This window comes from Enterobacter ludwigii (assembly GCF_001750725.1).
Lineage (GTDB): Bacteria > Pseudomonadota > Gammaproteobacteria > Enterobacterales > Enterobacteriaceae > Enterobacter > Enterobacter ludwigii.
Map to the genome: position 1 here is coordinate 568,078 of NZ_CP017279.1, position 24,232 is coordinate 592,309.

21 protein-coding genes and 1 pseudogene are annotated in these 24,232 nt (G+C 57.0%); 15 read left to right on the plus strand and 7 right to left on the minus strand.

Features of this window, described 5'->3' with window-relative positions; all coding sequences use genetic code 11:
* Positions 1 to 63 precede the first annotated feature (63 nt).
* On the minus strand, positions 64 to 1,536 hold the full coding sequence (gene modF / locus BH714_RS02660) for a molybdate ABC transporter ATP-binding protein ModF (protein ID WP_032677710.1): 1,473 nt from the start codon (positions 1,534 to 1,536) through the stop codon (positions 64 to 66).
* 67 nt (positions 1,537 to 1,603) lie between these two features.
* A complete protein-coding gene (modE, locus tag BH714_RS02665; protein ID WP_025204643.1) occupies positions 1,604 to 2,392 on the minus strand; it encodes a molybdenum-dependent transcriptional regulator in 789 nt (262 codons plus the stop codon).
* A 127-nt stretch (positions 2,393 to 2,519) separates the two neighbouring features.
* Between modE and BH714_RS02670 the strand changes: the two genes are divergently transcribed.
* The 4 genes from BH714_RS02670 to modC all read left to right on the plus strand — a co-directional run bounded on the left by BH714_RS02670 (position 2,520) and on the right by modC (position 5,372).
* A complete protein-coding gene (locus tag BH714_RS02670) occupies positions 2,520 to 2,669 on the plus strand; it encodes an AcrZ family multidrug efflux pump-associated protein (RefSeq protein ID WP_020884948.1) in 150 nt (49 codons plus the stop codon).
* Positions 2,670 to 2,848: 179 nt separating this feature from the next.
* Positions 2,849 to 3,622 (plus strand): molybdate ABC transporter substrate-binding protein, encoded by a 774-nt coding sequence (gene modA / locus BH714_RS02675; RefSeq protein WP_040016956.1) that lies wholly within the window; start codon positions 2,849 to 2,851, stop codon positions 3,620 to 3,622.
* Positions 3,622 to 4,311 (plus strand): molybdate ABC transporter permease subunit, encoded by a 690-nt coding sequence (gene modB / locus BH714_RS02680; protein ID WP_040016957.1) that lies wholly within the window; start codon positions 3,622 to 3,624, stop codon positions 4,309 to 4,311. Before modA ends, modB begins: the two co-directional genes overlap by 1 nt.
* Before the next feature lie 2 nt (positions 4,312 to 4,313).
* Positions 4,314 to 5,372: a molybdenum ABC transporter ATP-binding protein ModC gene (gene modC / locus BH714_RS02685; RefSeq protein WP_040016958.1), complete on the plus strand. Its 1,059-nt coding sequence runs from the start codon at positions 4,314 to 4,316 to the stop codon at positions 5,370 to 5,372.
* Here modC and BH714_RS02690 read toward each other — a convergent pair whose 3' ends face one another.
* Positions 5,373 to 6,191 carry a pyridoxal phosphatase gene (locus BH714_RS02690; RefSeq protein WP_025204641.1) on the minus strand — a complete coding sequence of 273 codons (819 nt, stop codon included), beginning with the start codon at positions 6,189 to 6,191 and terminating at the stop codon, positions 5,373 to 5,375. It abuts the gene before it with no gap.
* Between the two features lie 140 nt (positions 6,192 to 6,331).
* Here BH714_RS02690 and pgl point away from each other — a divergent pair, with 140 nt between their 5' ends.
* Entirely contained in the window at positions 6,332 to 7,327 is a 996-nt protein-coding gene (gene pgl / locus BH714_RS02695; protein WP_032677711.1) for a 6-phosphogluconolactonase, read from the plus strand.
* A gap of 91 nt (positions 7,328 to 7,418) precedes the next feature.
* On the opposite strand, the gene BH714_RS02700 is transcribed toward pgl, so the two are convergent.
* Complete coding sequence (locus BH714_RS02700; protein WP_040016959.1) at positions 7,419 to 8,702, minus strand: putative acyl-CoA thioester hydrolase; 1,284 nt, start codon at positions 8,700 to 8,702, stop codon at positions 7,419 to 7,421.
* A gap of 224 nt (positions 8,703 to 8,926) precedes the next feature.
* Here BH714_RS02700 and hutI point away from each other — a divergent pair, with 224 nt between their 5' ends.
* The 5 genes and pseudogenes from hutI (at position 8,927) to hutH (ending at position 15,180) form a co-directional block, all read left to right on the plus strand.
* Positions 8,927 to 10,150: an imidazolonepropionase gene (gene hutI / locus BH714_RS02705; RefSeq protein ID WP_040016961.1), complete on the plus strand. Its 1,224-nt coding sequence runs from the start codon at positions 8,927 to 8,929 to the stop codon at positions 10,148 to 10,150.
* The gene (gene hutG, locus BH714_RS02710; protein ID WP_040016963.1) at positions 10,147 to 11,085 is read left to right on the plus strand and encodes a formimidoylglutamase; all 939 of its coding nucleotides are present in this window, start codon (positions 10,147 to 10,149) and stop codon (positions 11,083 to 11,085) included. The genes hutI and hutG overlap by 4 nt, the downstream gene beginning before the upstream one ends.
* A gap of 19 nt (positions 11,086 to 11,104) precedes the next feature.
* Positions 11,105 to 11,839, plus strand: coding sequence for a histidine utilization repressor (locus tag BH714_RS02715; RefSeq protein WP_040016965.1), 735 nt, complete (start codon positions 11,105 to 11,107; stop codon positions 11,837 to 11,839).
* A gap of 136 nt (positions 11,840 to 11,975) precedes the next feature.
* Positions 11,976 to 13,660 (plus strand): annotated as a pseudogene (gene hutU, locus BH714_RS02720) (urocanate hydratase).
* Positions 13,660 to 15,180 carry a histidine ammonia-lyase gene (hutH, locus tag BH714_RS02725; protein ID WP_040016967.1) on the plus strand — a complete coding sequence of 507 codons (1,521 nt, stop codon included), beginning with the start codon at positions 13,660 to 13,662 and terminating at the stop codon, positions 15,178 to 15,180. The pseudogene hutU and the gene hutH overlap by 1 nt, the downstream one beginning before the upstream one ends.
* A 42-nt stretch (positions 15,181 to 15,222) precedes the next feature.
* Here the strand turns inward: hutH and BH714_RS02730 are convergent, their stop codons facing one another.
* Positions 15,223 to 15,699, minus strand: coding sequence for a kinase inhibitor (locus BH714_RS02730; protein ID WP_014169213.1), 477 nt, complete (start codon positions 15,697 to 15,699; stop codon positions 15,223 to 15,225).
* Positions 15,700 to 15,771: 72 nt separating this feature from the next.
* On the minus strand, positions 15,772 to 17,061 hold the full coding sequence (gene bioA / locus BH714_RS02735) for an adenosylmethionine--8-amino-7-oxononanoate transaminase (protein ID WP_040016968.1): 1,290 nt from the start codon (positions 17,059 to 17,061) through the stop codon (positions 15,772 to 15,774).
* Between the two features lie 86 nt (positions 17,062 to 17,147).
* On the opposite strand from bioA, the gene bioB reads away from it, so the two are divergent.
* The 4 genes from bioB to bioD are packed head-to-tail and all read left to right on the plus strand — an operon-like array spanning position 17,148 to position 20,775.
* The gene (bioB, locus tag BH714_RS02740; protein ID WP_014169215.1) at positions 17,148 to 18,188 is read left to right on the plus strand and encodes a biotin synthase BioB; all 1,041 of its coding nucleotides are present in this window, start codon (positions 17,148 to 17,150) and stop codon (positions 18,186 to 18,188) included.
* Positions 18,185 to 19,342 (plus strand): 8-amino-7-oxononanoate synthase, encoded by a 1,158-nt coding sequence (gene bioF, locus BH714_RS02745; RefSeq protein ID WP_040016969.1) that lies wholly within the window; start codon positions 18,185 to 18,187, stop codon positions 19,340 to 19,342. Before bioB ends, bioF begins: the two co-directional genes overlap by 4 nt.
* Positions 19,326 to 20,081, plus strand: a complete 756-nt coding sequence (gene bioC / locus BH714_RS02750) for a malonyl-ACP O-methyltransferase BioC (RefSeq protein ID WP_032677719.1) — start codon at positions 19,326 to 19,328, stop codon at positions 20,079 to 20,081. The genes bioF and bioC overlap by 17 nt, the downstream gene beginning before the upstream one ends.
* Positions 20,074 to 20,775: a dethiobiotin synthase gene (gene bioD, locus BH714_RS02755; RefSeq protein ID WP_040016971.1), complete on the plus strand. Its 702-nt coding sequence runs from the start codon at positions 20,074 to 20,076 to the stop codon at positions 20,773 to 20,775. Before bioC ends, bioD begins: the two co-directional genes overlap by 8 nt.
* On the opposite strand, the gene BH714_RS02760 is transcribed toward bioD, so the two are convergent.
* Positions 20,738 to 21,460 carry an ABC transporter ATP-binding protein gene (locus BH714_RS02760; RefSeq protein ID WP_014169219.1) on the minus strand — a complete coding sequence of 241 codons (723 nt, stop codon included), beginning with the start codon at positions 21,458 to 21,460 and terminating at the stop codon, positions 20,738 to 20,740. The two genes, bioD and BH714_RS02760, sit on opposite strands and share 38 nt — an antisense overlap.
* A 751-nt stretch (positions 21,461 to 22,211) precedes the next feature.
* On the opposite strand from BH714_RS02760, the gene uvrB reads away from it, so the two are divergent.
* On the plus strand, positions 22,212 to 24,227 hold the full coding sequence (gene uvrB / locus BH714_RS02765; RefSeq protein WP_020884934.1) for an excinuclease ABC subunit UvrB: 2,016 nt from the start codon (positions 22,212 to 22,214) through the stop codon (positions 24,225 to 24,227).
* The last annotated feature ends 5 nt before the right edge of the window (positions 24,228 to 24,232 follow it).

A 24,232-nucleotide genomic window follows, 5' to 3' on the forward strand; every position in this document is an offset into this window, starting at 1 on the left:
AAAGGGATAGGGAAGTCTTTGTGCAGGTTATCCGAAAAAACGGAGGGGCAGAGCCCTCCGGGGTTAATCGATTTTGCTCAGCAGGTACTGATAGCGTTCACCGTCGGGCACAAACTCGAGGCGATGCGTAATGCAGGACGGGGCATCTTCGGCATGATGGGAAACGAACAGCAGCTGCGTTTCGCCTTCGCTAATCAGGACATCCACAAAACGCCGGATCAGCTGGCGGTTTAATGGGTCCAGCCCCTGTAGCGGTTCGTCGAGGATCAGAAGGGTCGGGTGTTTCACCAGCGCGCGAACGATCAGCGCCAGACGCTGCTGTCCCCATGAAAGGCTATGAAACGGCGCGTCAGCGACCCGGTTATCCATCCCCAGAATATCCAGCCACTGCTGGGCCAGCTTATGCTGTTTGTCCGAGACCGCCTGATAAATGCCGATGGAATCAAAATACCCGGACAGGATCACATTGCGCACCGTGGTGCTGACCCGGTAATCCAGATGCAGGCTGCTGCTGACATAGCCGATATGCTTTTTGATATCCCAGATCGTTTCACCGCTTCCGCGGCGGCGGCCAAACAGGGTGAGATCGTTACTGTAGCCCTGAGGGTGATCGCCGGTGATCAGGCTCAGCAGCGTTGATTTTCCCGCGCCGTTGGGGCCAACAATTTGCCAGTGTTCACCCGGGTTGACCGTCCAGCTGAGATGATTAAGGATCGGTCGATCGTCATACGCTACCACGCCATCACGCAGTACGATGCGCGGCTGGTGGGGATCTAACGCGTGGCGGGCAGAAGGTGCGTCCGGTTCCGGCAGCGTGATGCCGTCCAGGTTTTCACTGTGCGCCAGCTGGGCAATTAACGCCTGCTTAAGTAACGCCGATTTTTCGCCGGTTTCAGTCAGGTTGCAGTCAGCGAGCACGCCAGCGTTCTGAATAAACTCAGGAATTTCATCAAAACGGTTAAGCACCAGTACCAGCGTATAGCCCTGCTGGTTAAGCGAGCCGAGCAGGGTGGCCAGCTGTGCGCGGGACTGCACGTCGAGACCGTCGAACGGTTCATCCAGAATCAACAGTTCCGGCTCGCTCATCAGCGCCTGACACAGCAGCGTTTTCCGGGTTTCACCGGTCGAGAGGTATTTAAAGCGCCGGTTCAGCAGGGAAGTGATGCCAAACTGTTCTGCCAGATACGCACAACGGGCAGGATTGTTGACCTCATCCTGAATAATGTCTGCCGTCGTGCGGCCCGTATCCTCTTCGCCCGGGCTGAGTAAATCGGTGTTATTGCGCTGCCATTCATCGCTCACCAGCTTTTGCAGCTGTTCAAATGACAGGCGCGTCAGGCGCGTAAAGTTACACTGGTATTCACCTTTAAGGTGCGCGAGCTCTCCGCTCAGCGCACGGGCCAGCGCTGATTTCCCGCTTCCGTTTGTACCGACAAACGCCCAGCTTTCACCGGCGCGTATTGTTAAATCAGAAATCGTCAGCGTTCGGGTGTCGCTAAGACGAAACGTGCCTTGCGAAATATGCAATGATGACATGACTTATCCCATTTTTTGCAGCAACAGATGTCAGGGATACTCACTGTCGACACGCTTGTCAATGTGCTCAGCACAATGTGGCGATAATCACCCGGTCGGCGTTGAAATATGCGGTCACCACAGCACCTTCTTCTAATTCTGCGGCATCGCTGAGGGGAAGGGTTGCGCAGAGTTCTTGCCCGTCCGGCAGGGTCATCAGTACTTCACACTGCTCTTCACCGCGTTCAACGTGGCGGATGGCACCGCGTAGCTGGTTATCAGCGGCTTTTGCTTTTTCGGCATCGGCAGTGATATTCACCCATGGCGCTTTCAGTAACACCAGCACCTCTTTACCTTCATTCAGCGCCAGCCGGTCTGCGCTTTGTGCGGTAATCGCGGCTTTCAGACGGGTTGTTCCATCGGCAAGCAGGATCTCAATATGACGCTGCACCTGGGCGTTATCGCCCGCCATCACCGTACCAAACCACTGGTTACGGGCGCTGGTTTGCAGCGAAAAGCGGGAAATGGCAGCCAGCAGGCTGTCCAGCGGGAGATTATCGTCGTCACTTAACACATCAAACGCTTTTTGCTGGATCTGCGCCAGCAGATCATACAGCTGAACCAGGCGCTGGCCGTAACGTGTCAGGATCGCACCTCCACCGCCTTTGCCGCCCGTGGCCCGGTCAACCAGCGTTTGCTCGCTCAGGGTGTTCATGTCGTTGATGGCATCCCAGGCGCTTTTATAGCTAATGCCAGCGTTCTTAGCCCCCTGGCTTATTGAACCGGTTTGTTCTATTTGTTTAAGCAGGGCGATACGTCGCGGATCGGCGAAAAGCTTCTGCTGTAGTCGTAGAGTGAGGAGAATTTCGGCCTGCATAACACTGTCCTGGCAAAAAGTGCATTGTGACCCAAATGGCGAAGGTCGCAAAGGGCACCGCACAAAAGGGGATGTTTTTCTCACTTTTCAGGGTAGAATAAGCCATTCACAATATCTGGAGAAAACCATGTTGGAATTGTTGAAAAGTCTGGTATTCGCCGTGATCATGGTACCAGTAGTGATGGCCGTTATCCTCGGTGCCATCTACGGCCTGGGTGAAGTGTTCAACGTATTTTCGAACATTGGTCACAGAGACCAGGCTAAAAAGCAGCATTAATTTCCCCCCGAAACGCCCGGCTTGCCCGGGCGTTTTGCTCTCAAGTATTTCCCTTTCTCGCCGATATTATTTAAAGCATCAGCTTGCTGTACCCCTTGAGCGGTAAGATTTAACGCTGGGATCTCCCCGGAGTTACCGTTATATTAGTGTGTATATAACGATACTCACAGGAGCTACAAATGGCACGTACATGGGTACGCCTTTTCGCAGGGGCAACGCTGACACTTTCGCTGAGCGGACACGCGCTGGCTAACGAGGGTAAAATTACCGTCTTTGCGGCGGCGTCGTTGACTAACGCGATGCAGGATATTGCGACAGCGTATAAAAAAGAGAAGAACGTCGAGGTGGTCTCCTCTTTTGCTTCTTCATCGACGCTGGCACGTCAGATTGAAGCGGGAGCGCCGGCCGATCTGTTCATCTCTGCAGACCAGAAGTGGATGGATTACGCGGCTGAAAAGAAATCGATTGATGCGACAACCCGCGAAACATTGCTGGGGAATAGCCTCGTCGTGGTGGCGCCGAAAGCCAGTAAGCAAGGCGAAATCACTATCAACAACGAGACCCCCTGGACCCGGTTGCTGATCGGAGGACGCCTGGCCGTTGGCGATCCGGAGCATGTACCGGCGGGGATCTACGCCAAAGAAGCATTGCAAAAACTGGGTGCCTGGGAGACGTTATCGCCCACACTGGCTCCGGCTGAAGATGTGCGCGGTGCTCTGGCGCTGGTTGAACGTAATGAAGCGCCGCTGGGGATAGTCTACGGGTCGGACGCCGTCGCCAGTAAAGGGGTGAAAGTGGTTGGTACGTTCCCGGAAGACTCCCACAAGAAAGTGGAATATCCTGTTGCAATTGTTGATGGACATAAAAATGCGACCGTGACGGCCTTCAGCGAATACCTGAAGGGACCCGAAGCGTCCGCAATCTTTAAACGTTACGGATTTACGACTCACTAATGATATTGACCGATCCTGAATGGCAGGCTGTCCTGCTGAGCCTGAAAGTCTCTTCCCTGGCGGTTGCGCTGAGTTTGCCCTTTGGGATCTTCTTTGCCTGGTTACTGGTTCGCTGTAGGTTTCCCGGCAAAGCCCTGCTGGATAGCGTTCTTCATCTTCCCCTCGTGTTGCCACCGGTGGTGGTTGGTTACCTGCTGCTGGTGTCGATGGGGCGGCGCGGTTTTATTGGCGAATGGTTATATGACTGGTTTGGGCTGACGTTTGCGTTTAGCTGGCGAGGGGCGGTACTGGCGGCGGCGGTGATGTCATTCCCGCTGATGGTGAGGGCCATTCGCCTGGCGCTGGAAGGGGTTGATATCAAACTGGAACAGGCTGCCCGCACGCTGGGTGCCGGGCGCTGGCGCGTCTTTTTCACCATCACGCTCCCGCTTACGCTGCCGGGCATTATTGTCGGCACGGTACTGGCGTTCGCCCGCTCGCTGGGTGAGTTTGGTGCCACGATTACCTTTGTGTCGAATATCCCCGGTGAGACGCGGACGATCCCGTCAGCAATGTACACCCTGATCCAGACGCCGGGTGGAGAAGGTGCCGCGGCGCGGCTGTGCATCATCTCAATTGTGCTGGCGCTGGTCTCGCTGCTGGTTTCGGAATGGCTGGCGCGACTCAGTCGCGAGCGGATGGGGAAATAGTCATGCTCGAACTTCAGTTCACCCAGACGCTGGGAAATCATACCCTGACCCTTAACGAGACGCTGCCTGCGAGCGGCATTACCGCCATCTTTGGCGTATCAGGTGCAGGGAAAACCTCATTGATCAATGCCATCAGCGGACTGACGCGGCCGCAGTCCGGACGGATTGTGCTCAACGATCGTGTCTTAAACGACGTTGAGAACAAAATTTACCTGGCACCGGATAAGCGGCGAATTGGTTATGTTTTTCAGGATGCGCGATTATTTCCGCATTACAGCGTGCGCGGTAATCTTCGCTACGGCATGGCCAAAAGCATGGCCGCGCAATTTGATAAGCTGGTGGCGCTGCTGGGCATTGAGTCACTGCTGGACCGGCTCCCTTCATCGCTTTCTGGTGGTGAAAAACAGCGCGTGGCGATAGGCCGCGCGTTGCTCACCGCGCCAGAACTGCTGTTGCTCGACGAACCGCTGGCCTCGCTGGATATTCCGCGAAAACGTGAACTGCTGCCCTATCTTCAGCGCCTTGCGCGTGAAATCAATATCCCGATGCTCTACGTCAGCCACTCGCTGGATGAGATCCTGCATCTGGCCGATAAAGTGCTGGTACTGGAAGAGGGCAGCGTTAAGGCATTCGGTCATCTGGAAGAGGTGTGGGGCAGCAGCGTGATGCACCCGTGGTTACCGAAGGAGCAGCAGAGCAGCATCCTTAAGGTGAGCGTGCTGGAACACCACCCGCACTATGCGATGACCGCACTGGCGCTGGGCGACCAGCATTTGTGGGTCAACAAAATCGACAAACCGCTGCAGTCTGCGTTGCGTATACGTATTCAGGCTTCAGATGTCTCTCTGGTGCTGCAAGCGCCGCTGCAGACCAGTATTCGCAATATCCTGCGCGCGAAAGTGGCGGAGTGTTTTGATGATAACGGTCAGGTTGAGGTGAAGCTCGAGGTGGGCAGCAAGACGCTCTGGGCGCGCATCAGTCCGTGGGCCAGAGATGAGTTAGGGATCAAGCCTGGCCTGTGGCTTTACGCGCAAATCAAGAGCGTCTCCATCACCACCTGATTACAGCAGGTGGGTATAAATATACTGCGCGATGCTGTCGGTGGTGTTATCACCAATCACGACGTTAGCACGCGCTTTTACCGCATCGTCGGCGTTGCCCATTGCCACGCCTGTACCGGCGGCCTCCAGCATGCTGATGTCGTTGTAGTTATCGCCAAAGGCAATCACATCCTGCATTGACCCGCCCTGAGACTCCACGAACTGTGTCAGACGTTTGCCTTTGCTGTTGCCTTTGCGGGCGATATCGACCTGGTCGTGCCAGGACCACTCGCACTCCAGACCCAGCGTTTGTTCAACGTGCGTCGCGAAGGCATTCAGTTTGGTGGTATCTTCATCCGTCAGCGCAAATTTCCAGATAGCATCGACATCCTGAGCCGCCTGGCGCAGGGAGGAAACCTGGGTAAAGACCGGACGCTGCGCTTCAGGCAGAGACAGTGCCCAGTTGCTGGTGCGGATCACGTGGCCTGTCGGACGTTCATACACCATTGCGTTATCCACGTACATCAGGCCGTGAATGGCATGCTCATCAAGCAGATCAATCAATTGCAGCGCCTGAGGCACGGGCAGCGGATCGGATTCTAAAACCTTTTTTGCCTGATAATCATACAAATAAGTGCCATTACAACAAATTGCAGGTGTATCTAACGCCAGTGCCTGATAAAAAGGATGAATGGCAACGTGATGTCGACCCGTTACGATAAGGAGTTGATATCCCACTTCCTGCGCGCGTTTGAGTGCTTCAAGGGAAGAGGGGAGAAGGGTTTTCTGCGGAGTAAGTAAGGTACCGTCTAAATCCAGAGCAATTACACGCGAGGTCATTTGTTTTTCCGGGTTAATATTGAATTTACGTTCTGAAGGGATGGTACACCGAGAGGCAAAGGCTTCAAAATTCCCGATGACAATTCAGCATTCACCGTCAAAAGTTAACTACTTTCATGCGCAGTGAGGAGTGAATATTCATGAAACAAACCGTTTATACCGCCAGTCCTGAAAGCCAGCAGATCCACGTCTGGCGTTTAAATACCGAGGGTACCCTCACGCTGGTTCAGGTTGTTGATGTGCCAGGTCAGGTGCAGCCGATGGTTATCAGCCCGGATAAACGTTTCTTGTACGTGGGTGTGCGCCCGGAGTTTCGCGTGCTGGCCTACCGTATCTCGCCGGACGACGGCGCGCTGACTTACACTGCGGAAGCACCTTTACCGGGCAGCCCAACGCATATCTCCACCGATCGCAAAGGCAACTTCATCTTCAGCGGCTCTTACAATGCCGGCTGTGTCAGCGTAACGCGCCTGGAAGCGGGCCTACCGGTTGAAACCGTGGATGTGGTTGACGGGCTGGAAGGTTGCCACTCGGCGAATATTTCTCCGGATAACCGTACGCTGTGGGTCCCTGCGCTGAAACAGGATCGTATCTGCCTGTTTACCCTGAGCGATGACGGTCACCTGGTGGCGCAGAATCCTGCAGAAGTGACCACCGTTGAGGGCGCGGGCCCGCGCCATCTGGTGTTCCACCCGAACCAACAGTACGCCTATGTGGTGAACGAGCTGAACAGTTCTGTGGACGTATGGGAACTGAAAGATCCTAACGGCAAGATTGAGTGCGTGCAGACGCTGGATATGATGCCGTCTGACTTCTCTGACACCCGCTGGGCGGCTGATATTCACATCACACCGGATGGGCGTCATCTGTATGCCTGCGACCGTACCTCCAGCCTGATTACGGTATTCAGCGTTTCTGAAGACGGTAGCGTGCTGGCGATTGAAGGTTTCCAGCCTACCGAAACCCAGCCACGCGGGTTTAATATCGATCACAGCGGTAAATACCTGATTGCGGCGGGGCAAAAATCCCACCACATCGCGCTATACGAAATCAAAGGTGCGCAGGGGCTGCTGGAAGAGAAAGGGCGTTACGCCGTCGGCCAGGGGCCAATGTGGGTGGTGGTAAACGCACACTAAAAGGCTTAAAACAAAAAACCTCGCAAATGCGAGGTTTTTTTATGCCCGGTGGGCACCGGGCGAGTACAGCAAAAGACATCAACGCATTCTTTTATTGCTTAGGCTCAGCAACCACTTTGCTACCCAGACCGCGGTTGTTGTATTCCCACATGCGGTTGAAGTTAGCGTCATTCAGGTTGCGCTGCACGTTACCTTTATCATCCACGCTACCGGTATTGCCGGAGAAAGGACGTTTGGAGATAGCGGCATCGGCCCATGGCTTAGCCATGTTGAAACCTTCGTTGATCACGCTGTCACGAATAACAACCTGACCGTTGGTGGCAGAGTCCACATCCAGCGAGCGGCCCAGCTGCGCGACGCCGTCACCGGACGCGTTAAAGCGGCTGTTAACCGCCAGGAAGCCGTAGAACAGGTTAGATTGCGTGGCAGGGGCAAACACATAACCTTCCTGCTGAGTGCGTGAATTCACCACGCGGAAATCGGTGTTCTCAAACACCACCGCGCCGCGACCGGAGACCAGATCCACGTCACCTTCAACGTAGCTTTTAATGACCAGCGTACGGGTCAGACGGTTATTCTGCAGCGTGTTCTGAACACCGCTGTTCGTCACGAAGAAGGTGTTCTGACGGCCGAGAATATTCACGTTGTTGATCTGCACTTTATCGCCATCGCTACGCAGTGCAACGGCCTGGTGGTTACCCGCATCAACGCTATCGCCCAGGGTATTCTGAATGGTCAGGTTCTGCAGCTGCAGGCCATTATTCTGAGACCAGACGACCGCCGAACACATCACGCCGATGGTGGCAGCACGCTTGCTCTGGCAGTTGTCAAACATGTACCACGCCGGTTTGCCTGGCATGTATTTACCCGCCGGGTTGACCAGGCGACGCCAGGTGTTGCTGTCGATTTCAGAATCAATCGCCAGACCAATTTTCACGTCGACCGCTTTCTCGCCTGTCCCGTAGAGGGTGATGCTGCCCGGTGCTGCCGGAACGTAAACGGTGCCTTCATATTCCCCAGGCAGGATCGCGATGTACTGGCGAGAGGCGCTGTGTTTGGTGATAGCCGCGTCAACCGCAGCCTGAATCGTTGTGTGGGTCACGCCCTGCGTACCTGCCGGACCGACAACGAAGTCAGGTTGTTTCGGCAGGTTAATAGAAGACGGTGTCCACGGCGCAGCGTTAGGGTCCATCGCCGAGAAGTAGTGTGCACGGTCAAAGTTCTTCGCTTCATCAGCGGACAAAATCGGGCGAGAGGCGGTACCCGGTGCAACCTGCTCAGAAGGCTGCTGGTCCGGTGGGGTAGAACTGCATGCGGATAATGTCACGCCAAAGGCGAGCGCTAACGCCAGACGGGAAATCCTGGAAATGTTCAAGGTAAAGCTCCTGGGTATGCAAGTCTTAACGGGATAGACGAAATAGCCTGCTTTTTTATACTAAGTTGAGCGAAACGGGAAGATAAAAAGGGTAAAAGATGCATTTTTTACCCGCGGGAGGCGGGAAAGTCATCACAAATAAATAACATTTTCCGCCAGAGCGGTTGACAGCAGGGGGCAGATGAAAATAAATGTCTATACAACCCATGACAAGTGGAATGCCCATGCAGCAGCTTCATCCCGACGATGTAATATGGCGCAATGCGCGACTGGCGACAATGATCCCGGACGACCGCACGCCTTATGGCCTGAAAGCGCAGCACGCCCTGGTGGTGCGCGGCCAGACGATTCTGGCCGTTATTCCCGAATCCGACATCCCTTCCGGCCACCGTCACTGTGTCGATCTGCACGGTCGTCTGGTCACCCCCGGGCTGATTGACTGCCATACCCACCTGGTGTTCGGTGGCGATCGTGCGGCAGAGTGGGAGCAGCGTCTGAACGGCGTCTCTTATCAAACCATCAGCGCGCAGGGCGGCGGGATTAACGCGACCGTGACGGCGACGCGGAGCAGTTCGCCCGAGACCCTGCTCAGGCTGGCGCAAAAGCGTCTGCAGCGGCTGATCGATGAAGGGGTGACCACGGTTGAAATCAAGTCGGGATATGGTCTCAACGCCGAAGCGGAAGAGAAGATGCTGCAGGTCGCCCGCCAGCTGGGCCAGAACAATCCGGTAGAGATCAGCCCAACGCTTCTGGCTGCGCATGCGGTTCCGGCGGAATACCGCCACGACGCGGACGCGTATCTCACCAGGGTGTGCGAGCAGATGATGCCCACGCTGTGGCAAAAAGGCTTATTCGAAGCCGTGGATGTGTTTTGCGAAAATGTCGGCTTCACGCCAGCGCAAACCGAGCGGCTTTTCCGCGCTGCCACTGCCCTGGGGATTCCGGTCAAAGGACACGTGGAACAGCTTTCAAATCTTGGCGGCGCGGCGCTGGTCAGCCGCTTTAAGGGGCTTTCCGCCGATCATATTGAATATCTCGACGATGACGGTGTTCAGGCGATGGCGCACAACGGCACGGTTGCGGTATTACTGCCGGGGGCGTTCTATTTTCTTCAGGAGCGCCAGCGTCCGCCGGTTGAACAGCTCAGAAAAGAGGGCGTTCCCATGGCTGTCGCCACCGACTATAACCCCGGCACCAGCCCGTTCGCGAGTATTCATCTCGCGATGAATATGGCCTGCGTGCAGTTTGGCCTGACGCCTGAAGAGGCCTGGGCTGGCGTGACGCGACATGCTGCCCAGGCGCTGGGACGCGGGGCCACGCACGGGCAGCTGCAGGCTGGATTCGTGGCTGACTTTGTCGTCTGGGATGCACATCACCCGGTCGAAATGGTCTATGAGCCGGGACGTAATCCGTTGTATCAACGTATTTTCCGTGGGGAGAGCGTATGAGACTCTGGCGGCCGGTTGCCGAGACCGTCTGGCAGGGGCGTGACGACAGCGCCGAGGCCAGCAATGCAAAACGTATTTTTCAGACCCTGCGACAGATGCCGGTATTTACCCCTCAGTCGTCCGGCATCGCTTTGATAGGGTTTGAATGTGATGAAGGGGTAAAACGCAATCAGGGCAGGCCCGGCGCCGTACAGGCCCCGGAGGTGCTTCGCAAAGCGCTGGCGAACATGGCAAGTCATCATGGACATGACCGGCTGGTAGATATGGGGTCGGTGTATGTCGAGGGCGATAATCTGGAAGCGGCTCAGCGGGCGTTAAGCGATGCCGTGCAGGCCTGCCAGCAGTCCGGCATGCGTACGCTGGTTTTTGGCGGGGGACACGAGACCGCCTGGGCGCATGGCCGCGGGGTTCTGGATGCTTTCCCGAACGCGCGCGTGGTGGTGATAAACCTGGATGCACACCTTGACCTGCGCAAGGCGGACCACGCGACCTCCGGCACGCCGTTTCGTCAGCTGGCACACTACTGTGCGGAACAGGCGCGCGATTTTCAGTATGCCTGCCTGGGCGTCAGCCGGGCGGCGAACACGCAGGCGCTGTGGGATGAAGCTGAGCGACTAAACGTCACGCTGGTGGAAGACCTTCATTTCAGGCGAGATGCGTTATCGGCTCTGGACAAGATTCTGGCCCAGGCCGACCGCGTTTACCTCACCATTGACCTCGATGTTTTGCCTGCTGGCGAAATGCCAGCCGTCTCAGCGCCCGCGGCGTTAGGGGTACCCGCGCTGGATCTTCTGCCGGTGATTGAACATATCTGCCGCAGTGGAAAACTGCAGGCTGCCGATCTGGTAGAATTTAACCCGCAGTACGATCGGGACGGACAGGGGGCAAAGCTTGCCGCTCGTCTGGCCTGGCAAATTGCTCACTGGTGGGCATAACAACGTTTAAGGAGTCAGGATGTTTTCACGCTCACCGCTGTCGCAGTCCAGCCCTCCCGCGCCTTTCTATGAAAAGGTGAAGCAGGCCATCAGCGAAAAAATCGCAACCGGCGTCTGGCGGCCGCACGATCGCATTCCGTCCGAGGCCGAACTGGTCGCACAGTTTGGTTTTAGCCGAATGACCATCAACCGGGCGCTGCGCGAGCTGACCGATGAGGGCCTTCTGGTGCGTCTGCAGGGGGTCGGAACCTTCGTTGCGGAGCCGAAAGGGCAATCAGCGCTGTTTGAGATCAGAAGTATTGCCGATGAGATAGCCTCGCGTAACCATCAGCACCACTGTGAAGTGCTGGTGCTCGAAGAGACACAGGCCAGCGCTGAGCAGGCCGTGGAGCTGAATGTCAAAGAGGGAAGCCGCATCTTTCATTCCGTGATGGTGCATTATGAAAACGACATCCCGGTGCAGATTGAAGATCGCTGCGTGAACGCCGATCGGGTGCCCGAGTACCTGGATCAGGATTACACCCAGACCACACCGCATGCCTATCTTTCGCTCATCGCGCCGCTGACGGAAGGGGAACATATTGTGGAAGCAGTTCGCGCTACGCCGCAGGAGTGCGAACTGTTGCGGATCAAAGAGCACGATCCTTGCCTGCTCATTCGTCGCCGTACCTGGTCTTCGTTGCATATTGTGTCGCATGCCAGACTGCTGTTCCCGGGAAATCGATACCGGCTGCAGGGCCATTTCATGTCGTAAGGGTCATACGTTTTAAAAGCGTGATAGCTAACGCAATATAACAAAATTGTATCTTTTTTGTTAAATCCGACCTTGTGTGTGCTTGTCTATACAAGTATATCTGAATACATCATCTGTCCCGTATGAGGAGCACACAATGTCGTCAGGTAAATACCGCCAGCAGGATGTCCGCGCCGCGCGCGGCACCACACTTACCGCCAAAAGCTGGCTCACCGAAGCCCCGCTGCGCATGTTGATGAATAACCTCGATCCTGAGGTCGCGGAGAACCCCCACGAGCTGGTGGTGTATGGCGGCATAGGCCGCGCCGCGCGCAACTGGGAGTGCTATGACGCGATTGTTGAATCCCTGACTCATCTGGAACATGACGAAACCCTGCTGGTGCAATCCGGCAAACCGGTCGGCGTGTTCAAAACCCACAAGAATGCACCGCGCGTGCTGATCGCCAACTCTAACCTTGTCCCGCACTGGGCGACCTGGGAACACTTTAACGAGCTGGACGCCAAAGGGCTGGCGATGTATGGCCAGATGACGGCGGGAAGCTGGATCTACATCGGCAGTCAGGGGATTGTGCAGGGCACCTACGAAACCTTCGTGGAAGCCGGTCGTCAGCACTATAACGGTTCGCTGAAAGGTCGCTGGGTACTGACCGCCGGTCTGGGGGGAATGGGGGGGCGCAGCCGCTGGCCGCGACCCTTGCCGGTGCCTGCTCCCTGAACATCGAATGTCAGCAGAGCCGCATTGATTTCCGACTGCGTACCCGTTACGTCGATGAACAGGCTGAAAACCTGGATGACGCGCTGGCACGCATCAAAAAATACACATCAGAAGGCAAAGCGATGTCGATTGCGCTCTGCGGCAACGCGGCTGACATTCTCCCTGAACTGGTGGCCCGTGGCGTTCGCCCGGATCTCGTCACCGACCAGACCAGCGCACACGACCCCCTTCACGGCTATCTGCCATCGGGCTGGACGTGGGAAGCGTACCAGCAAAAAGCCGAAAGTGACCCGGAAGGCACGGTGCTCGCCGCTAAACGTTCCATGGCGGAGCACGTGAACGCCATGCTGGCCTTTAGCCAGATGGGCATTCCGACATTTGATTACGGCAACAATATTCGCCAGATGGCGAAAGAGATGGGCGTGAGTAACGCCTTCGACTTCCCGGGGTTTGTGCCTGCCTATATTCGTCCGCTGTTCTGTCGCGGTATTGGTCCGTTCCGCTGGGTGGCCCTGTCCGGCGACCCGGAAGATATCTACAAAACCGACGCCAAAGTGAAGGAGATCGTCGCCGACGACGAACATCTGCACCACTGGCTGGATATGGCTCGCGAGCGCATTAACTTCCAGGGCTTGCCGGCGCGGATCTGCTGGGTCGGGCTGGAGTGGCGACAAAAACTGGGTCTGGCCTTTAACGAAATGGTGCGCAGCGGTGAAGTCTCCGCGCCGATTGTTATCGGACGCGACCATCTCGACTCGGGCTCTGTTGCCAGCCCGAACCGTGAAACCGAAGCCATGCGCGACGGCTCCGATGCCGTCTCCGACTGGCCACTGCTGAATGCCTTACTGAATACCGCCAGCGGGGCGACCTGGGTGTCGCTGCATCACGGTGGTGGCGTAGGAATGGGCTTCTCCCAGCACTCGGGAATGGTCATCGTGTGTGATGGTACGGATGAAGCGGCAGCGCGTATCGCTCGCGTGCTGCATAACGACCCGGCAACCGGCGTAATGCGCCACGCGGATGCCGGTTACGAGATTGCGATTGAATGTGCCAAAGAGCAGGGCCTGAACCTGCCGATGATCCCTGCCACACAAGGAAAGCATTAATGAACGCCTTAACCCTCACTCCCGGCTCACTGACGCTCAAACAGCTGCGTAACATCTGGCGTCAACCGGTTACGCTCTCACTTGATGAAAGCGCCCACGCCGCGATTAACGACAGCGTTGCCTGCGTTGAAGCCATTATTGCCGAAGGACGTACCGCCTACGGCATCAACACCGGATTTGGTCTGCTGGCGCAGACGCGTATCGCCACGCACGATCTGGAAAATTTACAGCGCTCGCTGGTGCTTTCGCATGCGGCGGGTGTTGGTCAACCGCTGGATGATGACATTGTCCGCCTGATGATGGTGCTCAAAATCAACAGTCTGGCACGTGGGTTCTCCGGAATTCGCCTCAGCGTGATCGAGGCGCTGATGGCGCTGGTGAATGCGGAAGTCTATCCGTGGATCCCGGCAAAAGGTTCCGTCGGTGCATCCGGCGATCTTGCGCCGCTGGCCCATATGTCGCTGCTGCTGCTCGGTGAAGGTCAGGCTCGCTGGAAGGGGGAGTGGCTCCCGGCGAAAGAGGCGCTGAAAAAAGCAGGGTTAACCCCGATAACGCTGGCGGCGAAAGAAGGGCTGGCGCTGCTTAACGGGACCCAGGCCTCGACGGCGTTTGCGTTGCGTGGTCTGTTTGAAGCCGAAGATCTTTTCGCCTCCGCGGTCGTGTGCGGTGCGCTGACCACCGAGGCGGTGCTTGGCTCACGTCGTCCGTTTGACGCCCGTATCCACGAGGTACGCGGCCAGCGCGGGCAGATTGACGCCGCGGCGATGTACCGTCACCTGCTGACCGAGACCAGCGATATTGCAGACTCTCACCATAACTGTGACAAGGTACAGGATCCGTATTCGCTTCGCTGTCAGCCCCAGGTGATGGGAGCCTGTCTGACGCAGCTGCGCCACGCGGCAGAAGTGCTGCTGGTGGAGGCGAATGCGGTGTCTGATAACCCGCTGGTGTTCGCTCAGGAAAACGAAGTGGTCTCCGGGGGGAATTTCCACGCCGAGCCTGTGGCGATGGTGGCGGATAATATCGCGCTGGCGATTGCGGAGGTGGGGGCCTTATCCGAACGTCGCATCGCGCTGATGATGGATAAACATATGTCCCAGCTGCCACCGTTCCTGGTCCGCAACGGCGGGGTTAACTCCGGTTTTATGATTGCCCAGGTGACGGCCGCGGCGCTGGCGAGCGAGAACAAGGCCCTGTCGCATCCGCACAGCGTGGACAGTCTGCCAACGTCAGCGAACCAGGAAGATCATGTTTCTATGGCCCCGGCCGCTGGACGTCGTCTGTGGGAGATGGCCGCCAACACCCGTGGCGTGCTGGCGGTGGAATGGCTGGCCGCATGTCAGGGCGTTGATCTGCGTGAAGGTCTGAAGTCCAGCCCGCTGCTGGAACAGGCGCGTCATCTGCTGCGTCAACAGGTCGCGCATTACGATGATGACCGTTTCTTTGCGCCGGATATTGATAAAGCGATCGCGCTGCTGGAGAAGGGAAGCCTGGCGGGCTTACTGCCTTCGGTGCTCTAAGATTTGCCCGGTGGCCCGGACACGTTCAGGCCACCGGTTTTTTTACGAATACATTGCCGTGATCGATGCGCTGCCCAGCGAATGAAAATGGACGTTAAAGCCGACCATTGCGCCACTCGCGCCCTCATCCACCTCAATCTTGTCCACATCCAGCGCGTGAACCGTGAAGATATAGCGGTGCGTTTCCCCTTTTGGCGGCGCGGCGCCACCGTAACCCGCTTTGCCAAAATCGGTTCGGGTCTGGATAGCGCCTTCAGGCAGCGCCACCAGGTCAGAGCCGGAACCTTGCGGCAGAACGCGCGTATCCGCAGGCAGGTTCGCCACTATCCAGTGCCACCACCCTGAGCCTGTAGGAGCATCCGGGTCATAGCAGGTGACAACAAAGCTTTTGGTTCCCGCCGGAACATCGTCCCACGCCAGATGCGGAGAGATATTATCCCCCTGATAACCCATGCCGTTAAAAACGTGGCGTTCAGGCAGTTTTTCCCCGTCGCGCAGATCTTTACTGATGATTTTCATACGATTTACCTCGGTACCCGATTATGCAAAAAGTGTAATGCATAAACAGAGTACCGACGTTAACGCTCAGGGTTAAATCGCAAAATGTGCGGGAATGTTAACAGCGTCAACTACCGCAGCCGTTAACTGACGTAGCTGAGCCGGCGAGATAACATAAGGCGGCATCAGATAGATAAGTTTGCCGAAAGGACGCACCCACACCCCCCGTTCCACGAAGAAACGCTGCAGCGCCGCCATGTTAACCGGATGGGTGGTCTCAATCACGCCGATGGCACCCAGCACGCGCACATCCGCCACGAATTCAGCCGCTGACGCTGCGCTCAGCTCCTGGCGAAGCTGCGCTTCAATCGTTGCGACCTGCGTTTGCCACTCGCCGCTCTCGAGAATGGCCAGGCTTTCGCTCGCCACCGCGCAGGCCAGCGGGTTGCCCATAAACGTCGGGCCGTGCATAAAGCAGCCTGCGTCACCGTCGCTGATGGTGTCGGCAACGTGGCGCGTTGTCAGCGTGGCGGACAGCGTCATGGTGCCGCCGGTCAGCGCTTTACCCAGACACAGAATATCCGGTGCGATCCCCGCATGCTCGCAGGCGAACAGCTTGCCGGTGCGGCCAAAGCCGGTGGCGATCTCATCGGCAATCAGCAGAATGCCCTCGCGATCGCACATCTTACGAATGCGCGTCAGCCATGCCGGGTGGTACATCCGCATCCCGCCTGCACCCTGCACAACCGGCTCAAGAATAACGGCGGCAATCTCATGGCGGTGGGCAGCCATCAGCCGCGCAAAACCGACCATGTCCATTTCATCCCACTCCCCGTCAAAACGGCTTTGCGGTGCCGGGGCAAAGAGGTTCTCTGGCAGATAGCCCTTCCACAGGCTGTGCATGGAGTTATCCGGATCGCACACCGACATCGCGCCGAACGTGTCGCCGTGATAGCCGTTGCGGAAGGTGAGGAACCGCTGGCGGGCCTCACCTCTGGCGTGCCAGTACTGCAGCGCCATTTTCATCGCCACTTCCACGGCAACAGAACCGGAATCTGCAAGGAAAACGCACTCCAGCGGGGCCGGGGTCATCGCGACCAGACGCCGGCACAGGTCAACCGCAGGCTGATGGGTGATACCGCCAAACATCACGTGTGACATCTGGTCAATCTGCGCTTTCATCGCCGCATTCAGACGCGGGTGGTTATACCCGTGAATAGCCGCCCACCAGGATGACATGCCGTCCACAAGCGACTCACCGCTGCTCAGGGTCAGTTCGCACCCGTGAGCCGAGGCGACCGGGTAAACGGGTAGGGGGCGGGTAGTGGAAGTGTAAGGGTGCCAGATATGCTGCTTGTCGAAGGCGAGATCGTCCTGGGTCATAATCGACTTGTAAACCATTTTGAAAAGTTTTAGGTTTACGAGTATAAACCGATCTGAAAATTAACAAAACCCTTTGGAGAAGCCCCATGGCTCACCACGCACGCTGGACGATGTCGCAAGTTACTGAATTATTCAATAAACCTTTCCTTGAGCTGATGTTTGAAGCCCAACAGGTGCATCGTCAGCACTTCGATCCACGCCATGTGCAGGTCAGTACGCTGCTGTCGATCAAGACCGGCGCATGCCCAGAAGATTGCAAATACTGCCCGCAGAGTGCGCGCTATAAAACCGGGCTTGAATCTGAACGTCTGATGGAAGTGGAGCAGGTGCTCGACTCCGCCCGTAAGGCGAAAAATGCAGGCTCAACCCGATTCTGTATGGGCGCGGCATGGAAAAACCCGCACGATCGCGACATGCCGTATCTGGAGCAGATGGTGAAAGGGGTGAAAGAGATGGGGCTGGAAGCCTGCATGACCCTTGGCACGCTGAACGAAGAGCAGGCGCAACGCCTTTCCGCAGCAGGGCTGGATTACTACAACCACAACCTCGACACCTCCCCTGAATTTTACGGCAATATCATCACCACGCGGACCTATCAGGAGCGTCTCGATACGCTGGATAAAGTGCGTGACGCCGGCATCAAAGTCTGTTCAGGCGGGATTGTGGGGCTGGGCGAAACGGTGAAAGACCGTGCGGGTCTTCTGCTGCAGCTGGCGAACCTGCCCACGCCGCCGGAAAGCGTGCCGATCAACATGCTGGTGAAAGTTAAAGGTACGCCACTGGCGGATAACGAAGACGTGGATGCATTTGATTTTATCCGCACCATTGCGGTGGCGCGAATCATGATGCCAACCTCCTACGTGCGCCTCTCGGCGGGTCGTGAACAGATGAGCGAACAGACGCAGGCGATGTGCTTTATGGCCGGGGCCAACTCCATCTTCTACGGCTGCAAACTGCTGACCACCCCGAACCCGGAAGAGGACAAAGACGTCCAGTTGTTCCGCAAGCTGGGGCTGAACCCGCATCAGACCGACGTCCTGACGGGGGATAACGAGCAACAGCAGCAGCTGGAGCAGCAGATTTTCAACGCCGATACTGACCAGTTCTACAACGCGGCAACCGTATGACCTGGCAGGCACGTATCCATTCTGCGCTCGAAGAACGGCGGGCGGCAGATGCCTTTCGCGTTCGCAACGTAGTAGAAAACGGCGCAGGCCGTTTTCTCACCCGCGAGGGCCGGCAGTTTTGCAATTTTTCCAGCAATGATTATCTCGGGCTGAGCCAGCACCCGGCAATCGTCCGCGCCTGGCAGCAGGGGGCGGAGCGGTTTGGCGTCGGCAGCGGCGGCTCGGGGCATGTCAGCGGCTACACCACGGCGCATCAGGCGCTGGAGGAGGCCCTTGCCGACTGGCTGGGGTATCCGCGTGCGTTGCTGTTCATTTCAGGTTTTGCCGCCAACCAGGCGGTCATCACCGCGCTAATGGGCAAGGACGACCGCATTGTTGCCGACCGCTTAAGTCACGCCTCGCTGCTGGAAGCGGCAAGTTTAAGCCCTGCGCAGCTCCGCCGCTTTGCCCATAACGATGCGGCTCAGCTTGCTGGCCTGCTCGATAAGCCCTGCACCGGACAGCAGCTGGTGGTCACAGAAGGGGTGTTCAGCATGGACGGCGACAGTGCACCGCTGCGTCCGCTGCATGAGACGGCGCAGCGACAAAACGCCTGGCTGCTGGTTGATGATGCGCATGGTATTGGCGTGATGGGTGAGGAAGGGCGCGGTAGCATCCATCAGCAAAACGTGAAGCCGGAACTGCTGGTGGTGACTTTCGGGAAAGGTTTTGGCGTGAGCGGGGCGGCCATGTTGTGCAGCGAGTCTGTCGCCGACTATCTGCTGCAGTTCGCCCGTCATCTCATTTACAGCACCAGTATGCCGCCCGCACAGGCCGTGGCGCTGTCTGCATCACTGGCGGTGATCCGCAGCGCTGAAGGCGCGGAACGACGGGCGCGTCTGGCGGAACATATTCGGCGTTTTCGCCAGGGGTTACGCCATCTCCCGTTCCAGAGCACCGATTCGCAGAGCGCAATCCAGCCGGTGATGGTGGGGGAAAACGGTCTGGCTCTCACGCTGGCGCAGACGCTTCGCGAGCGGGGGATATGGGTGACGGCTATTCGTCCACCAACCGTACCGCCAGGCACTGCCCGGCTGCGTCTGACGCTCACGGCGGCGCACGAAGCAGAGGATATCGAGGCACTTCTGGAGGCGCTGCATGACACCCGTGAATAAACAGGCGATCGCGGCGGCATTTGGCCGGGCCGCGCGCAGCTATTCGCAGCACGATGAACTCCAGCGTCAGAGTGCGCAGGGGCTGCTTGCTTTACTCAACGAGACCCGGTTCCCTCAGGTGCTGGACGCCGGGTGTGGGCCGGGTGCCAATAGCCGACACTGGCGTGCGGCCGGCAGCGAGGTGACGGCTATCGACCTGTCGCCCGATATGCTCGAGGAGGCCCGTCAGCAGCAGGCCGCGCACCACTATCTGGTTGCCGATATTGAGTCCATTCCGCTGCCGGATGCGCGGTTTGATCTGGTCTGGAGCCATCTGGCGGTACAGTGGTGCAGTAGTCTCCCGCAGGCATTAAACGAGCTTTATCGCGTGGCGCGCCCGGGTGGATGCGTGGCCTTCACCACGCTGCTGGAAAGCTCTTTACCGGAGCTCAATCAGGCGTGGAAAGCGGTGGATGAACAACCTCACGCTAACCGTTTTTTGCCGCACGAGCAGGTCATCCACGCGCTGGCGGGATGGCGCTATCGCTGTGCTGAGCAGACCATTACGCTGAATTTCGACGATGCCTTCAGCGCCATGCGCTCCCTGAAGGGCATTGGCGCGACCCATCTGCATGCGGGGCGTGAAAAGAAACCTCTTACCCGCGGCCAGTTGCAGCGTCTGGAGCTGGCGTGGCCGCAGCAGCGGGGGCAGTTCCCGCTCTCATATCAACTTTTTCATGGGATTATTGAACGTGACTGAACGTTATTTTGTCACCGGAACAGATACCGAAGTGGGCAAGACGGTTGCCAGCTCAGCGCTGCTGCAGGCGGCGCGCATGCAGGGAAAAACCACCGCCGGATATAAACCTGTCGCCTCCGGCAGCGAGATGACGGCGCACGGGTTACGCAATACCGACGCGCTGGCGCTCCAGCGCAACAGCACGCTTGAACTTGCCTATTCAGCGGTGAATCCGTACACCTTTGCCGAGCCCACCTCACCGCATATTATCAGCGCCGATGAAGGTCGCCCGATTGATTTTGCCGTGCTTTCTGCCGGGTTACGCGCCCTTGAACGCCAGGCTGACTGGGTACTGGTGGAGGGCGCCGGTGGCTGGTTTACGCCACTTTCGGCGGACCAGACCTTTGCTGACTGGGTGCAAATCGAGCAGCTGTCGGTAATTCTGGTGGTAGGGGTCAAACTCGGCTGTATCAACCATGCGATGCTGACTGCCCAGGCCGTTCAGCAGGCCGGGCTGCGCCTGGCCGGCTGGATAGCCAACGACGTGGTTGCGCCGGGCAGGCGACATCAGGAGTATCTGGCAACGCTGAAGCGGGTGATTCCTGCGCCGTTTCTTGGGGAGATCCCGTGGCTGGCTGACACTGCCGGGTGCGCTGAAACCGGGCATTACCTCGATCTCAGCGTCTTGCCTCCAGCGACATCCAGTGTGCGATAAGCTCGTCGTCCAGCTCGTTAACGTGGCCCTGGGCCACGTTACGCCCGCGATACAGCATGCAAAAGCGCTCCGCGACCCGGCGGATAAACGACAGCTGCTGCTCAGCTAACAACACCGTCATTCCCAGTTCCCGGTTTAACCGCACCAGCAGCTGGCTCAGCTTCTGGGCGAAGCTGTGGCCCGCGCCATGCATCGGTTCATCCAGAATCAGCATCCGCGGACGGATGACCAGCGCATTGGCCAGCGCCAGCTGATACTGGTCGTCTGGCGAAAGCGTGTTGGCCCGGGTTTGTCGCAGCGCATAGAGTTCCGGAAAGAGGTCGTAAACGTCACTTTTCGCTTCAGGGTCTGGTTTCCCTGTCGCGCGCATGGCGATATGCAGATTTTCATCAATGGTTAACTGGGAGAAAATCCGCCTGTCCTGCGGGACATAGCCTATTCCCGGGCCAGCGAAAGGTTCTGGCGTCTGGCTAAGCAAATCTCGCGGCGGTGCACCGGCTTCGTGCCAGATGATGGTGCCGCTGTCGACAGGCACTTTCCCGGCGATGCAATTCATCAGGGTCGTTTTGCCCATCCCCGGCAGGCCAACAACGCCTGTACACATGCCTTTGGGAAAATCTAAATCCACGTTCCATAGCGTATGTTGGCTTCCGTAAAACTGGTTAACTGCACGCAGACTCAACATCTTTCTCTCCTTAAAAATCTGTGTGGATGAGGCTCATTGTGGGATGTGCAAAACTCCTGCCAGAAACCCTAAATTGATTAAAAAAGAGGCTTTTTTAGGAATTTGTCCTGGATAAGCGGTGTGTGATTACCCCCTTTGCACATCCGCGGTGCCGGACGTGATGAGTTGTGGTGCAGGGTTAAAATGGTGGAAATGTGAGCAAGATCGCATCGGTTGGTTATGAATGACACAACTGTTTATCAGCAAAAAATAGCTATAAAAAATTTTTGCTGCCGTTTCGTGGGAAAAGTCGGGAATTTGCTGAGCGGCGGTCTGCACGGGCTGGAAGCAGTTATCCACTATTCCTGTGGATAACCATGTGCATTAGAGTTAGAAAACACGCGATAAGCGAGAGAAGACGCGGGTTACGACCAAATTGGCGCGAAACGCGGCTTTAGAAAATATCGCTTAATATTTAATTGGTTAGATAAAAGCAATTGCCGTAATGAAAGTGTCACCTGTTGCCATAAAACTATCATTACCTGGCTTGACAAATGTTAAAAAAGAAAAAGTTCTGGGGATAACCCGTCCTGACTGGTGTTTTATGTTGTCACGGTCCAAATTTTGACCACTATCGCGCTAATCACCCTGCCGGTACTCTAAATATCCTGACATGCTACTGGTTTTTCATCCAGTGTTTTTTACTGGCATTCCTGGCAGCAACGAGTAAAATTACTCACCTGCCGCTTATAACGTCATCAGGTTGTCGCCCATGAGTAAACCGTTCAAATTGAATTCTGCATTCCGTCCTTCCGGCGATCAGCCTGAGGCGATCCGACGTCTCGAAGAGGGGCTGGAAGATGGGCTGGCGCACCAGACGCTGCTGGGGGTAACCGGTTCGGGCAAAACGTTTACCATTGCTAACGTTATCGCCGATCTGCAGCGCCCCACGATGGTGCTGGCCCCAAACAAAACCCTGGCCGCTCAGCTTTACGGCGAGATGAAAGAGTTCTTCCCGGATAACGCCGTGGAATATTTTGTCTCCTACTACGATTACTACCAGCCTGAAGCGTATGTCCCGAGCTCTGACACCTTCATTGAGAAAGATGCCTCGGTGAACGAACACATTGAGCAGATGCGTCTGTCGGCGACGAAGGCGCTCCTTGAGCGTCGCGATGTGGTGGTGGTGGCGTCAGTGTCGGCTATCTACGGTCTGGGCGATCCGGATCTCTATCTGAAGATGATGCTGCACCTGACCCAGGGGATGATCATCGATCAGCGCGCTATTTTACGCCGTCTGACAGAGCTGCAGTACACCCGTAACGATCAGGCGTTCCAGCGCGGTACCTTCCGCGTGCGCGGCGAGGTGATTGATATCTTCCCGGCAGAGTCGGACGATATCGCCCTGCGCGTTGAGCTGTTTGACGAAGAGGTTGAACGCCTGTCGCTGTTTGACCCGCTGACCGGCCACGTCGAGTCGGTCGTTCAGCGCTATACCATCTACCCGAAAACGCACTACGTGACGCCACGCGAGCGTATCGTGCAGGCGATGGAAGAGATCAAAGTTGAGCTGGCAGACCGCCGTAAGGTGCTTCTGGCGAATAATAAGCTGCTGGAAGAGCAACGCCTGAGCCAGCGCACCCAGTTTGACCTGGAGATGATGAACGAGCTGGGCTACTGCTCCGGTATCGAAAACTACTCACGTTTCCTCTCCGGGCGTGGTCCGGGCGAGCCACCGCCGACGCTGTTTGATTACCTGCCGGCAGACGGTCTGCTGGTGATCGACGAATCTCACGTGACTATCCCGCAAATTGGCGGGATGTATCGCGGTGACCGGGCGCGTAAAGAGACGCTGGTGGAGTATGGTTTCCGTCTGCCATCGGCGCTGGATAACCGTCCCATGAAGTTTGAAGAATTTGAGGCGCTGGCACCGCAAACCATCTACGTCTCGGCTACGCCGGGCAACTACGAGCTCGAAAAATCGGGCGATGAGGTGGTTGACCAGGTGGTGCGTCCGACCGGGCTGCTGGATCCGATTATCGAGGTGCGTCCGGTCGCCACTCAGGTTGACGATCTGCTGTCAGAAATCCGTATCCGCGCGGCCATCAACGAGCGCGTGCTGGTAACGACGTTGACCAAGCGCATGGCGGAAGATCTCACCGAGTATCTTGAGGAGCACGGTGAGCGGGTGCGTTATCTGCACTCGGATATCGATACCGTCGAGCGTATGGAGATCATCCGCGACCTGCGTCTGGGCGAGTTTGACGTGCTGGTGGGTATCAACCTGCTGCGAGAAGGCCTGGATATGCCAGAAGTCTCGCTGGTGGCGATTCTGGATGCCGACAAAGAGGGCTTCCTGCGTTCTGAACGCTCCCTGATCCAGACCATTGGCCGTGCCGCGCGTAACGTTAACGGTAAAGCGATCCTTTACGGTGACAAAATTACCCCGTCAATGGCGAAAGCAATTGGCGAAACGGAGCGTCGTCGTGAGAAACAGCAGCGTTACAACGAAGAGCACGGCATTACGCCGCAGGGCCTGAACAAGAAAGTGGTGGATATTCTGGCGCTGGGTCAGAACATTGCGAAGACCAAAGCGAAAGGGCGCGGAAAAGCGCGTTCAGTGGTTGAGCCGGATACCGTCGAGCTGACGCCAAAAGCGCTGCAGCAGAAAATCCACGAACTGGAAGGGCAGATGATGCAGCATGCGCAGAACCTCGAATTCGAAGAGGCCGCGCAAATCCGCGACCAGCTGCATCAGTTGCGCGATCTGTTTATCGCCGCCTCCTAAGTAAA

Excerpts from the sequence above, each read along its gene's own strand:
- BH714_RS02715 (WP_040016965.1), top strand. The coding sequence starts at position 11,105 with ATGTTTTCACGCTCACCGCTGTCGCAGTCCAGCCCTCCCGCGCCTTTC.
- hutI (WP_040016961.1), top strand. The coding sequence starts at position 8,927 with ATGCAGCAGCTTCATCCCGACGATGTAATATGGCGCAATGCGCGACTG.
- modC (WP_040016958.1), top strand. The coding sequence starts at position 4,314 with ATGCTCGAACTTCAGTTCACCCAGACGCTGGGAAATCATACCCTGACC.
- bioF (WP_040016969.1), top strand. The coding sequence starts at position 18,185 with ATGACCTGGCAGGCACGTATCCATTCTGCGCTCGAAGAACGGCGGGCG.
- BH714_RS02690 (WP_025204641.1), bottom strand. The coding sequence starts at position 6,191 with ATGACCTCGCGTGTAATTGCTCTGGATTTAGACGGTACCTTACTTACT.
- modB (WP_040016957.1), top strand. The coding sequence starts at position 3,622 with ATGATATTGACCGATCCTGAATGGCAGGCTGTCCTGCTGAGCCTGAAA.
- pgl (WP_032677711.1), top strand. The coding sequence starts at position 6,332 with ATGAAACAAACCGTTTATACCGCCAGTCCTGAAAGCCAGCAGATCCAC.
- BH714_RS02670 (WP_020884948.1), top strand. The coding sequence starts at position 2,520 with ATGTTGGAATTGTTGAAAAGTCTGGTATTCGCCGTGATCATGGTACCA.
- uvrB (WP_020884934.1), top strand. The coding sequence starts at position 22,212 with ATGAGTAAACCGTTCAAATTGAATTCTGCATTCCGTCCTTCCGGCGAT.
- modE (WP_025204643.1), bottom strand. The coding sequence starts at position 2,392 with ATGCAGGCCGAAATTCTCCTCACTCTACGACTACAGCAGAAGCTTTTC.
- hutH (WP_040016967.1), top strand. The coding sequence starts at position 13,660 with ATGAACGCCTTAACCCTCACTCCCGGCTCACTGACGCTCAAACAGCTG.
- hutG (WP_040016963.1), top strand. The coding sequence starts at position 10,147 with ATGAGACTCTGGCGGCCGGTTGCCGAGACCGTCTGGCAGGGGCGTGAC.
- bioB (WP_014169215.1), top strand. The coding sequence starts at position 17,148 with ATGGCTCACCACGCACGCTGGACGATGTCGCAAGTTACTGAATTATTC.
- BH714_RS02760 (WP_014169219.1), bottom strand. The coding sequence starts at position 21,460 with ATGTTGAGTCTGCGTGCAGTTAACCAGTTTTACGGAAGCCAACATACG.
- modF (WP_032677710.1), bottom strand. The coding sequence starts at position 1,536 with ATGTCATCATTGCATATTTCGCAAGGCACGTTTCGTCTTAGCGACACC.
- modA (WP_040016956.1), top strand. The coding sequence starts at position 2,849 with ATGGCACGTACATGGGTACGCCTTTTCGCAGGGGCAACGCTGACACTT.
- bioC (WP_032677719.1), top strand. The coding sequence starts at position 19,326 with ATGACACCCGTGAATAAACAGGCGATCGCGGCGGCATTTGGCCGGGCC.
- bioA (WP_040016968.1), bottom strand. The coding sequence starts at position 17,061 with ATGACCCAGGACGATCTCGCCTTCGACAAGCAGCATATCTGGCACCCT.
- BH714_RS02730 (WP_014169213.1), bottom strand. The coding sequence starts at position 15,699 with ATGAAAATCATCAGTAAAGATCTGCGCGACGGGGAAAAACTGCCTGAA.